This window comes from Actinophytocola xanthii, from assembly GCF_001921205.1.
Taxonomy (GTDB): Bacteria; Actinomycetota; Actinomycetes; order Mycobacteriales; family Pseudonocardiaceae; genus Actinophytocola; species Actinophytocola xanthii.
In genome coordinates this window covers 38,715-49,561 of sequence record NZ_MSIE01000008.1, presented here as the reverse complement: position 1 = coordinate 49,561, position 10,847 = coordinate 38,715, and the positions used below count along the sequence as shown (strand labels likewise).

Sequence of the window (10,847 nt, the reverse complement as noted above, 5' to 3'; positions counted from 1 at the left end):
GCTTGGCCTCCGGCCCCCGATCACCAGGCTACCGACGACCCCCGACAATCCCCGGCCCGAAGCGACGGGGAAACGATCGACCCGGCAGCGACCAAAGGTGACCTCAGACCGAAGGTGACCAGCGACCGAAAGTGGCCAGCGACCGAAAGTGACCAGCGACCGAAAGTGACCAGCGCTCGAAGGCGACCCGATCAGACCTGAGGGTTGACCCCACCCAACTAGCTGGTCCCTCCCCAAGGCGACCACGCTGGTTCAGCAGGAGCTCGCGCCGTGGGGGGTATGGGGGGCTCGGCCCCCCAGCCCAATGACGAAGGGGCCCCCTGCGAAGCCGCCCAGCGGCGAGCAGGGATAAGGAAGCCCCGCAGTGCTGCCAGGTCGGGGGTCCGCCAGCACTACGGGGTCAACCGGTTCATCGTGATGGCCGCCTAGGGCGTTACACGGTCACGAAAATTTTTTGGACGTCTTAGCGCGACATCAGGTTCTGCCGCTGCGCCATGATCAGGATCTCGTCCCGCATGGCCGGCGTCGCGGCGGTGGCGATCGCGTGGTTCACCGCTCGCCGATTGCGGGCCTCGACGCGGCGGGCTCGGATCTTCGCGGCGATGTTCATCTGCCTTCCACTCCTTCTACGACTCTGCTGGCACTCCCAGCACTGACTATTATGCCCCTCCTGTCGGCAGATTGCACCCGATTATTCGGTGAACTGGCGCACAAGCCGGGGAATCATCGGCCAACGACGGGTTGAACAGGACGTGACTGAACGAGCACGATTCGGGTGTATGCACACGTCTAGCTCTGCAGCTAGACAGCTCGAGAAAGCCGCAGAAGCGCTAGTCGTCCATCGTGAGCAGGTAGCGGCCGAAGTGCGGCACGGTGAAGGCGATCCGCCCCCGCTCGGCCGAGTAGATGAGCCCCTTCTTGATCAACGAGTCCCTCGCCGGCGACAGCGACGACGGCTTGCGCCCCAGGTGCGTCGCGATCTCCGCCGTCGCCGCGCCCTCGTCGCTCTTTCCCTTCGTCAGCTCGGCCATCGCCCTGAGGTACTCGCGCTCGGCCGGTGTTGCCCGCTCGTAGCGCGACCCGAAGAACCCCACGGCCAGCTCACCCTCCGCCTCCGGCGCCGCCACCGCCACGTCCTCCGCCGTGATCGGGTCGCTCGCCGCGGCGTCCCAGGCCGCTTTGCCGTACGCCTGGATGAAGTACGGGTACCCACCGGCGGCGTCGTACAGGGCGTCCAGGGCCTCGTCCGTGATCCCGGCGTCCTCCCGGGCGACGGGGGCCAGCACGGCCCGGTCGGCGTCGGCGCGGTCCAGGCGGTCGATCCGCACGTAGCGGAACAGGCGTTCGGAGTAGGACTTGCTCGCCGACAGCACGGCCGGCAGGTGTGGGAGTCCGGCGCCCACGACGACGAACGGCGCTCCGGACTGGGACAGCTCGTGGCAGGCCGCACACAGCGCGGAGATGTCCTCCGCCAGTACGTCCTGCATCTCGTCGATCAGCAGCGCGACCCCGGTGCCCACGTCCTGCGCCAGCTCGGCCACGTCGGTGAACAGCTCGACCAGGTCGATCTCGATGTCGCCGGAGTCGGCCCGCCCCTGGGTGGGCGGCACGTCGATCCCCGGCTGCCACCGGTCCCGCAGCTTCGAGTCGCTCGGCGAGGCACGCAGGGCGAACGCCTTGAGCACGCCGAGCACGTGCTCGACCCGGTCCGGCGCGCGGTGGCGCACCGCGAGATCGCGCACGGCCCGGTGCAGGGCCGCGGACAGCGGGCGGCGCAGTCCCGCGTCCGGCCGGGCCTCGATCTTCCCTGCGCCCCAGCCCCGCCGCACGGCCATCGACCGCAGCTCGCCAAGCAACACCGTCTTGCCGACGCCGCGCAGGCCGGTCAGCACCAGGCTGCGTTCCGGGCGCCCCCGCGCGACCCGCTCGAGCACCACGTCGAAGGCCTGGACCTCCTTCTCCCGGCCGGCCAGCTCGGGAGGGCGTTGTCCAGCACCCGGGGCGAACGGGTTGCGCACGGGATCCACCATCGAACCGTATCGAGATCTCTAGCTGGATCCCGATATTCGGCCAGAAAGCCCGAGGGCGTGTCGTGCTCGAGGAGTATCCCGATTTCTAGTGATCTTCCTATACAGGCGAAGAAGTCTCGAGGATCGCGGTGACGCCCTGGCCGCCCGCGGCGCAGATGGAGATCAGCCCTCGGCCCGACCCCTTCTGGTGCAGCAGCTTCGCCAGCGTCGCCACGATCCGGCCGCCGGTCGCGGCGAACGGGTGGCCGGCGGCCAGCGAGGAGCCGTTGACGTTGAGCCGGGACCGGTCGATCGCGCCGAGCGGCTCGTCGAGGCCCAGTCGCTCCTTGGCGAAGTCCACGCTCTCCCACGCGGCCAGCGTCGCCAGCACCTGGGACGCGAACGCCTCGTGGATCTCGTAGAAGTCGAAGTTCTGCAACGACAGTCCGGCCCGCGCCAGCATCCTCGGCACCGCGTACGCCGGCGCCATCAACAGCCCCTCGTCGCCGTGCACGTAGTCGACAGCCGCGGTCTCCGAGTACGTCAGGTAGGCGAGCACCGGCAGCCGCCGCTCCTTCGCCCATTCCGGTGTCGCCAGCAGCACCGTCGAGGCGCCGTCGGTCAGCGGCGTCGAGTTGCCCGCGGTCATCGTGCCCTCGGCGCCGCCGAACACCGGCTTGAGCTTCGCGAGCTTCTCCGCCGTCGAGTCCGGGCGCAGGTTCTGGTCGCGGGTGAGGCCCAGGTAGGGGGTGAGTAGGTCGCCGAAGAACCCGCGCTCGTAGGCCGCCGCCAGCTTCTGGTGCGAGGCGGCCGCGAACTCGTCCTGGGCCTCCCGGCTGATGCCCCACTCCGCGGCCGTGAGCGCGGCGTGCTCGCCCATCGACAGGCCCGTGCGCGGCTCGGCGTTGCGCGGGATGTCGGGCACGATCTGGGTCGGCCGCAGTCCCGCCAGCGCCTTGAGTCGCCCGCCGATCGTCCTGGCCCGGTTCAGCCGCAGGAAGACCTGGCGGAGGTCCTCGTTCAGGCCGAGCGGCGCGTCGCTCGTGGTGTCGACACCGCCGGCGACGCCGACCTCGATCTGCCCCAGAGCGATCTTGTTGGCCACCTGGAGCACGGCCTGCAACCCCGTCCCGCAGGCCTGCTGTACGTCGTTGGCCGGCGTCCGCGGGGACAGCCGGGAGCCGAGCACGCTCTCCCGCGCCAGGTTGAAGTCGCGGCTGTGCTTGAGCACCGCGCCCGCCGCGACCTCGCCGAGCCGCTCGTCCTGCAGCCCGAACCGGCTTACCAGGCCGTCGAGCGCGGCGGTGAACATGTCCTGGTTCGACGCCGTCGCGTAGTGGCTGTTGGACCGCGCGAACGGGATCCGGTTGCCACCGACGATCGCGACCCTGCGCACCTGGTCCATCTCGACTCACATCCCCACGCTGACGACTCCCGGCTGGTGATCCTAACCTACTCGCGAGTAGGCTCGACGTCGAGCGAGGTCCAGAACACGGAAAGCGGAGCAGCATGACCGACCGCTATCAGCAGTTTGCCCGGTCCGGCTTCGGTCGGCTGGTCGTCCGCCGGCTCGGGCTGCCCAACCCGACCCCGCTGCGCCGCTACCGGCCGGGCGAGCCCGCGCTGGAGGGGCCAGCCGTCTTCGGCTCGGCCGACGGCGGCCGGCTGGACGCGGTGCCGGCCATCCTCAGGTCCGCGGGTATCGAGGTACTCACCGAACCCGCGCAGGACCGGCATGCGGCGCTGGTGTTCGACGCGACCGGCATCGACGACGTGGCCCGGCTGCGGGAGGTCTACGACTTCTTCCATCCGCTGATCCGCACGGTCGGCCCGTGCGGGCGCGTGGTCGTGCTGGGCTCCACCCTGGACGGGCTCGACCCGCGCGCCGCGGTCGTCCAGCGGGCGCTCGAGGGTTTCACCCGGTCGGTGGGCAAGGAGCTCAGGCGCGGCGCGACGGTGCAGCTGGTCCAGGTCGCCCCGGGTGCCGAGGCGGCCGTCGAGTCGACCCTGCGGTTCCTGCTCTCCGCCCGCTCGGCCTATGTGGACGCGCAGGTCATCCGGGTCGGCACGCACTCCACCTCGACCGCCGAGCCGGAGGACTGGGAGCGGCCGCTGACCGGCAGGGTCGCGCTGGTCACCGGTGCGGCCCGGGGTATCGGCGCGGCCATCGCCGAGGTGCTCGCCCGGGACGGCGCACACGTGGTCGCGCTGGACATCCCCGCGCAGGGCGACGAGCTCTCCGCGGTCGCCAACCGGATCAGCGGCACCGCGCTACAGCTCGACATCACCAGCTCCGACGCGCCGGCGCAGCTCGTCGAGCACCTCGTGGAGCGCCACGACGGCGTCGACATCGTCGTGCACAACGCGGGCATCACCCGCGACAAGACCCTGGGCAAGATGACCGACGCCGCCTGGGACGCGGTGCTGTCGGTGAACCTGGCGAGCCAGCTCGCGGCCAACGACGCCCTCCTCGAGGCGGACGCCCTGAACGCGGGCGGGCGGATCATCGGCGTCTCCTCGATCGCCGGGATCGCCGGCAACGTCGGCCAGACCAACTACGCGACCAGCAAGGCCGGGGTCATCGGCATGGTCAGCACGTTCGCGCCGGTGCTCGCCGAGCGCGGCGCCACGATCAACGCCGTCGCCCCCGGGTTCATCGAGACCAGGATGACCGCGGCCGTCCCGCTGTTCGTCCGGGAGGCCGGCCGGCGGATGAACAGCATGTCCCAGGGCGGCCAACCGATGGACGTCGCCGAGACCATCGCCTGGCTCGCGAGCCCCGGCTCCGGCGCGGTGAACGGCAACGTGGTCCGGGTGTGCGGGCAGAGCCTGCTGGGGGCATGAGATGACCAACGACAGGACCACCGCTGACAGGACCACCGCCGACAGGACCACAGCCCAGCTGGCCTCGTCGCCCCGCCTGGCCAGGCTGTACCCGAAGGCCGTGCTCACCGGCTTCCGCCGCAAGGGCGGCGAGCTGCCCGACACCACCTACGCCCTGTCCGGGGTGACCGTCGACCGCGAGCACCTGGCCGCCTACAACCGGGTCTGCGGCTTCAGGCTGACCGACGAGCTCCCCGCCACCTACCCGCACGTGCTGACCTTCCCCCTGCAGATCGCGCTGATGACCGCGGCCGAGTTCCCGTTCCCGCTGGTCGGCTCGGTCCACGTGGCGAACCGGATCACCCAGACCCGGCCGCTGCGGCTGAGCGACCGGCTCGACCTCCGCGTCCACGTCACCAACCTGCGGCCGCACCCCCGGGGCAGGCAGTTCGACATGGTGTCCAAGGCGCTGCTCGGCGGCGACGTCGTCTGGACCGACATCAGCACCTACCTCCGCCGCGGTGGTGCCTCTGGTGACACGAGCGAGAGTGGGCGGGAGGACCGGCCGGCGCCGGCGACCGCGGGGTGGCGGGTGAGCCAGGACATCGGGCGCCGATACGGCCAGGTGTCCGGCGACCGCAACCCCATCCACGTGTCCCGGCTGACCGCCCGGATGTTCGGCTACCCCAGGGCCATCGCGCACGGCATGTGGACCAAGGCCCGATGCCTCGCCGCGTTCGAGGGCCGCCTCCCGGCCGCGTACACGGTGGACACACGGTTCAAGCTGCCCGTCCTGCTCCCGGCGACCGTGGCGTTCCACGCCGAACAGGACGGCCAGGGGTGGCGGTTCACGCTGCGCGACGCGAAGAAGGGCAGACCGCACCTCACCGGCACGATCACCGAGGGCTAACCGCGCGGGCTCCAGGTGTTGCCCTCGACGAGGTCGCCGAAGCCCATCCAGGCCAGGTTCATCAGGCGGGCGGCCACGATCCTGCTCGGCACCTCGGGGTGGTCCAGCCACCAGTCGGCCAGCGACTCCGCCGCCCCGACGACGGCGGCGGCCAGGGCCTCGGTCGCGCTGGTGGCGTGCTCGTCCAACCCCTGCTTGGTCGCGGTCCGCACCAGCAGCGTGTCGACGAGGCCGATGGCCCGCCGCCGCATGGCGACCAGCTCGTCGCTGTACGGACCGCCCTGCGAGATCGCCTGCCGGTGCAGCACCCGCCAGCCCGCGCGCTGCTCCCCGACGTAGTCGAAGAACGCCCGCAGCCCGTCCCAGAGCTGCATGTCCGGGGCCAGGTCGACGTCCACCCCGCCGGCCACCGCCTCCAGCAGGTTGGCCGACTCGCGCTGGACGCACGCGGCGAACAGGTCCTCCTTGGACCCCAGGTAGGCGTAGATCATCGGCTTGGACACGCCGGCCACGTCGGAGATCTCGTCCATCGACGCGTTGTGGTAGCCGCGTTCGGAGAACACCTGGACGGCGGCGTCGAGGATCTGTCGCTCCCGGACCTCGCGGGGGAGCCGCTTGACCCGACGCCGTTCGTCCACGCTCATGCCCCCGTGACTACTCGACCGTAGCCTTACCTGCAAGTAGATATACGCTTCGGCATGCGATTTCGCCGGAAAGCGGACACGGTCGCGGTCCGCGCCGGCTCCGGTGTCGACATCGACGCGTTCGCCAGGGCTGTCGACCCGCGGCTGCTGGACGAGGTCCAGTTCGTGCGCCTGGTCGAGGTCCTCGACATGCTCGGCCGGGTCGGCACCGGGATCGAGCTGGCGGGGATGCGCACCGAGACGTTCGCCTGGTTCGTCTCCCGGGCGAGCACCGGCCAGCTCGACCGGCTGATGGCCGACCCACACCTGCGCCAGGTGGTGTTCGACGAGGTCTTCACCCGGATGAGCCAGCACCTCGACCCGGTCCGCGCGGCGACGCTGCACGCGGTGGTGCACTGGCGTTTCGTCGACGCCGCCGGTGAGGACCGGTTCGAGACGCGGATCGACGGCGGCGCCTGCACGACCGGTCGGGAGCCGACGGCCGACCCGCGGGTCACGATCACGCTCTCCCCGACCGACTTCCTCCGCGCGGTCACCGGTGCGGTCACGCTGCCCCTGCTCTTCGTCCGGGGCGGGGTGAAGGTCCGCGGCGACCTCGCTTTCGCCGCCGGCCTGATCGGCTACTTCGACCTGCCCACGCCGTGAGCGCGGATGCCCGAGGGCGAGAGCGGTGAACGCGCTCGCCCCCGAGCGGACCGGTCGCTCAGTAGGCGATCGCCATCGCCGGGTCGGCGAGCAGTGCGCCGACGTCGGCGAGGAACTGGCTGCCCTGCTGGCCGTCGATCACCCGGTGGTCGAAGCTCAGCGCGAGCTGGCAGACCTTGCGCACCGCGAGCTCGCCGTCCACCACCCACGGCATGTCCCTGATCGCGCCGAGGGCCAGGATCGCGGACTCGCCGGGATTGATGATCGGCGTTCCGGTGTCCACACCGAACACGCCGACGTTGGTGATCGTGAACGTTCCGCCCACCATGTCGCCGGGCGGCGTCCTGCCGTCGCGCGCGGTGGCGGTCAGCGCCTCCAGGGCCACCGCCAGCTCGCGCAGCGACATCGCGTCGGCGTCGCGAATCTTCGGCACGACCAGGCCGCGGGGGGTTGCCGCCGCGATGCCGAGGTGCACGTAGTCCTTGAAGACGATCTCCTCGCCCGCCCACGCGGCGTTGACGTCCGGTGTCCGCCGCACGGCAAGGCACACCGCCTTGGCGGCGAAGGTCAGCGGCGTGACCTTCACGTCGCGGAACTCCGGGTGGGACCGGAGCTTCGCCCGGAACTCCATCATCGGCGTGACGTCGACGGTGAGGAACTCCGTGACGTGCGGTGCGGTGAACGCGCTGTCCACCATGGCCTGCGCGGTCATCTTCCGCACCCCACGGACCGGCACCCGACGTTCCCGCGAGCCCACCGGGCCCGGTGCCAGTGCGGAGACCGGCTCCGGGGCGGACGCGCGTTGGACGTCCTCACGGGTGATCACGCCGCCCTCGCCGGTGCCCACCAGCGACCGCAGGTCGACGCCCAGCTCCTTGGCCAGCTTCCGCACCGGCGGCTTGGCCAGCGGGACGAGAGCGAGGAGCTCCGCCGGAGTGTCCGGGACGACCGGCGTCGCTGCGACGGGCGGAGCCGCTGACGGGGTGGCGTTCGACGGGGCGGCGTTCGACGGGGGTGGCGCGACGGGGACCGTCGCGGTCGCCGCGGCCGGGGCGGACGCCGCCTTGCGCGGGCGGCGCTTGGTCGTGGCGGCCTTCGGGCCGTAGCCGACGAGCATCGCCTGGCCGTTCTGCTCGGCGGCCGCGGCGGGCGCCGGTGCGGTGGCGGCCGGTGCCGCCGCGCCACCCGGGTCCACGTCGATCGTCACGATTGGCGCACCCACGTTGACCGTCTCGCCCGGCTGGGCGTGCAGCTCGGTGACCACGCCCGCCCAGGGGCAGGGCAGCTCGACCGCGGCCTTCGCGGTCTCGATCTCCACGATGATCTGGTTGACCGTGACCTCGTCACCCGGCTTGATGTGCCAGGTCAGGATCTCCGCGTCGACCAGGCCCTCCGCCGTGTCGGGCAGGGGGAAGACCTTGAAGTCAGGCATGCCTCACCAGCCCAGCGAGCGGTCGACGGCGTCCAGCACCCGGTCGAGGTCGGGGAGGAAGTCCTCCTCGAGCTTCGAGGGCGGGTACGGCGTGTCGAACCCGGTCACCCGCAGCACCGGCGCCTCCAGCGAGTAGAAGCACTCCTGCTGCACCCGGGCGGCGATCTCCGAGGCGAGCGACGCCTCCTCCGGCGCCTCGCTGACCACGACCAGGTGCCCGGTCTTGCGCACCGACTCGAAGACAGGGGTCAGGTCCATCGGCGAGAGCGCGCGCAGGTCGATGACCTCGAGCTCGGTGCCCTCCTCCGCGGCGGCCGCCGCGGACTCCAGACAGGTCTTCACCGAAGGGCCATAGCTGACCAGCGTCGCGGCCGTGCCCGTGCGCAGCACGCGCGAGGAGAACAGCGGGTCGGGCGTCGCGCCGACGTCCAGCTCGCCCTTCTCGTAGTAACGCCGCTTGGGCTCGAAGAACAGCACCGGGTCGTCGCAGCGGATGGCCTGCTGGATCATCCAGTAGGCGTCGACCGCGTTGGAGCAGGAGACCACCTTGAGCCCGGCGGTGTGGGCGAAGTAGGACTCGGGCGACTCCGAGTGGTGCTCGACCGCGCCGATGCCGCCGCCGAACGGAACCCGGATGACCATCGGCAGCGTGACCCTGCCCTGGCTGCGGTAGTGCAGCTTGGCGACCTGGCTGACGATCTGGTCGAACGCCGGGAAGATGAAGCCGTCGAACTGGATCTCGCACACCGGCCGGAAGCCGCGGATGGCGAGGCCGACGGCGGTGCCGATGATGCCCGACTCGGCGAGCGGGGTGTCGAGCACGCGCTGCTCGCCGAAGTCCTTCTGCAGCCCGTCGGTGATCCGGAAGACGCCGCCGAGCTTGCCGACGTCCTCACCCATGACGATGACCTTGGGGTCGGCCTCCATCGCCGCGCGCAGGCCCAGATTCAGGCTCTTGCCGAGGGTGACCGTGCGGGTGCTCGCGGCGGCCTGGTCGGCCGCCTGGTTCATGACAGGGGTGGCCATCAGTGCCCGCCTCCCTCGAAGCCGCTGGCGTAGGCGAGGTAGGCGTCGCGCTGGGCGGCCAGCACGGGGTTGCCGTCCTCGTAGACGTGGGCGAACATCCGCTCCTTGGGCGGGTCCGGCATGTTGACGCAGAACTCGCGCAGCTCGGCGGCGAGCTGGTCGGCCTCGGCCTGCACCTCGTCGAAGAAGGCGTGGTCGGCGTTCTCGTGGCGCACCAGGTTGACCCGCACGCGCTCGATCGGGTCCTTGAGCTTCCACGCCTCCAACTCGTCGGCGAGCCGGTAGCGGGTCGGGTCGTCGGTCGTGGTGTGGGCGTCCATCCGGTAGGTGAACGCCTCGATGAGCACGGGGCCGTTGCCGTGGCGGCACTCGTCCAGCGCCCACCGGGAGACCGCGAGCGAGGCGAGCACGTCGTTGCCGTCGACGCGCACGCCGGGGAAGCCGTAGCCACGGGCACGCTGGTAGAGCGGCAGCCGGCTCTGGCGCTCGGTGGGCTCGGAGATGGCCCACTGGTTGTTCTGGCAGAAGAACACGAGCGGGGCGTCGTAGACCGAGGCCCAGACGAAGCCCTCGTGCACGTCGCCCTGGCTGGTGGCGCCGTCGCCGAAGAAGACCATCGTGGCCTCGCCGTCGTCGTCGCCCACCTTGCCCTCGAAGCGCTGGCCCATGGCGTACCCGGCCGCGTTGAGCACCTGGTTGCCGATCACGATGGTGTAGAGGTGGAAGCGCTTGGCCAGCGGGTCCCAGCTGCCGTGGTCGGTGCCCCGGAAGATCCCGAGCAGCTCGGTCGGGTGCACGTCCCGGCACCAGGCGACGCCGTGCTCGCGGTAGCTGGGGAACACCATGTCCTGCGGCTTGAGCGCCCGGCCCGCGCCGACCTGCGCGGCCTCCTGCCCGAGCAGCGGGACCCAGATGCCCAGCTGGCCCTGGCGCTGCAGCGCGTTGGCCTCACGGTCGACACGACGGGTCAGGACCATGTCGCGGTAGAGCCCGCGCAGGTCCTCGGCCGTGATGTCCGCGACGTACGGATCCCACCGGGAGTCCGGTACTCGCTCACCCTCGGGGGTCAGGAGCTGCACGAGCTCCGGACCGCCCTCGCTAGTTGCGCGCAAACCCGCGATCACCTGCTCTGCGGTCGGCGTGGCCGCGGTGGCGGCCGGGCCAACCCCCGGTTCCGGGTGCGTCCACTGTTCTGGGGACGACATGCGTTCTCCTCGTGTCGGCGCCGGGCGTTCGCTCGTGACGAGCGCTGACGGCGCGCCATTGGCTGTCGCCTGCCCGGGTAAGGGTCGGTCCAGGCAGCCGATGGCGCTGACGGTTTCGGTTCATCCTGGCATGCGTGGCTTGGCCGCGGTGAC

10 protein-coding genes are annotated in these 10,847 nt (G+C 71.2%); 3 read left to right on the top strand and 7 right to left on the bottom strand.

All coding sequences use genetic code 11. The features are described from left to right. Positions 1 to 463: 463 nt before the first annotated feature. From BU204_RS40620 to BU204_RS06680, 3 genes are all read right to left on the bottom strand, one after another. Positions 464 to 610: a hypothetical protein gene (locus BU204_RS40620; RefSeq protein ID WP_198942790.1), complete on the bottom strand. Its 147-nt coding sequence runs from the start codon at positions 608 to 610 to the stop codon at positions 464 to 466. 220 nt (positions 611 to 830) lie between these two features. After that, on the bottom strand, positions 831 to 2,027 hold the full coding sequence (locus tag BU204_RS06685) for an ATP-binding protein (RefSeq protein ID WP_075124821.1): 1,197 nt from the start codon (positions 2,025 to 2,027) through the stop codon (positions 831 to 833). A gap of 100 nt (positions 2,028 to 2,127) precedes the next feature. Further along, positions 2,128 to 3,414, bottom strand: a complete 1,287-nt coding sequence (locus BU204_RS06680) for an acetyl-CoA C-acetyltransferase (protein ID WP_075124678.1) — start codon at positions 3,412 to 3,414, stop codon at positions 2,128 to 2,130. A 104-nt stretch (positions 3,415 to 3,518) separates the two neighbouring features. Between BU204_RS06680 and BU204_RS06675 the strand changes: the two genes are divergently transcribed. Then, on the top strand, positions 3,519 to 4,853 hold the full coding sequence (locus BU204_RS06675; protein WP_075124677.1) for a 3-oxoacyl-ACP reductase: 1,335 nt from the start codon (positions 3,519 to 3,521) through the stop codon (positions 4,851 to 4,853). A 1-nt stretch (position 4,854) separates the two neighbouring features. Continuing rightward, positions 4,855 to 5,742, top strand: coding sequence for a MaoC/PaaZ C-terminal domain-containing protein (locus BU204_RS06670; protein ID WP_075124676.1), 888 nt, complete (start codon positions 4,855 to 4,857; stop codon positions 5,740 to 5,742). Here BU204_RS06670 and BU204_RS06665 read toward each other — a convergent pair. Continuing rightward, positions 5,739 to 6,386 (bottom strand): TetR/AcrR family transcriptional regulator, encoded by a 648-nt coding sequence (locus BU204_RS06665; protein ID WP_075124675.1) that lies wholly within the window; start codon positions 6,384 to 6,386, stop codon positions 5,739 to 5,741. The two genes, BU204_RS06670 and BU204_RS06665, sit on opposite strands and share 4 nt — an antisense overlap. 54 nt (positions 6,387 to 6,440) lie before the next feature. On the opposite strand from BU204_RS06665, the gene BU204_RS06660 reads away from it, so the two are divergent. Beyond that, complete coding sequence (locus tag BU204_RS06660; RefSeq protein WP_075124674.1) at positions 6,441 to 7,031, top strand: SCP2 sterol-binding domain-containing protein; 591 nt, start codon at positions 6,441 to 6,443, stop codon at positions 7,029 to 7,031. A 58-nt stretch (positions 7,032 to 7,089) separates the two neighbouring features. Here the strand turns inward: BU204_RS06660 and BU204_RS06655 are convergent, their stop codons facing one another. From BU204_RS06655 to pdhA, 3 genes are read right to left on the bottom strand one after another with little or no spacing between them, the layout of a single operon-like run. Then, positions 7,090 to 8,463 (bottom strand): dihydrolipoamide acetyltransferase family protein, encoded by a 1,374-nt coding sequence (locus tag BU204_RS06655; protein WP_075124673.1) that lies wholly within the window; start codon positions 8,461 to 8,463, stop codon positions 7,090 to 7,092. A 3-nt stretch (positions 8,464 to 8,466) separates the two neighbouring features. Then, positions 8,467 to 9,489, bottom strand: a complete 1,023-nt coding sequence (locus BU204_RS06650) for an alpha-ketoacid dehydrogenase subunit beta (protein ID WP_075124672.1) — start codon at positions 9,487 to 9,489, stop codon at positions 8,467 to 8,469. Further along, a complete protein-coding gene (gene pdhA / locus BU204_RS06645; protein ID WP_075124671.1) occupies positions 9,489 to 10,694 on the bottom strand; it encodes a pyruvate dehydrogenase (acetyl-transferring) E1 component subunit alpha in 1,206 nt (401 codons plus the stop codon). The genes BU204_RS06650 and pdhA overlap by 1 nt, the downstream gene beginning before the upstream one ends. Between the last annotated feature and the right edge of the window lie 153 nt (positions 10,695 to 10,847).

What these genes read in the sequence shown, in the direction of transcription:
- BU204_RS40620 (WP_198942790.1), bottom strand. Translation starts at nt 610, where the DNA reads ATGAACATCGCCGCGAAGATCCGAGCCCGCCGCGTCGAGGCCCGCAAT.
- BU204_RS06680 (WP_075124678.1), bottom strand. Translation starts at nt 3,414, where the DNA reads ATGGACCAGGTGCGCAGGGTCGCGATCGTCGGTGGCAACCGGATCCCG.
- BU204_RS06675 (WP_075124677.1), top strand. Translation starts at nt 3,519, where the DNA reads ATGACCGACCGCTATCAGCAGTTTGCCCGGTCCGGCTTCGGTCGGCTG.
- BU204_RS06670 (WP_075124676.1), top strand. Translation starts at nt 4,855, where the DNA reads ATGACCAACGACAGGACCACCGCTGACAGGACCACCGCCGACAGGACC.
- BU204_RS06665 (WP_075124675.1), bottom strand. Translation starts at nt 6,386, where the DNA reads ATGAGCGTGGACGAACGGCGTCGGGTCAAGCGGCTCCCCCGCGAGGTC.
- BU204_RS06660 (WP_075124674.1), top strand. Translation starts at nt 6,441, where the DNA reads ATGCGATTTCGCCGGAAAGCGGACACGGTCGCGGTCCGCGCCGGCTCC.
- BU204_RS06655 (WP_075124673.1), bottom strand. Translation starts at nt 8,463, where the DNA reads ATGCCTGACTTCAAGGTCTTCCCCCTGCCCGACACGGCGGAGGGCCTG.
- BU204_RS06650 (WP_075124672.1), bottom strand. Translation starts at nt 9,489, where the DNA reads ATGGCCACCCCTGTCATGAACCAGGCGGCCGACCAGGCCGCCGCGAGC.
- pdhA (WP_075124671.1), bottom strand. Translation starts at nt 10,694, where the DNA reads ATGTCGTCCCCAGAACAGTGGACGCACCCGGAACCGGGGGTTGGCCCG.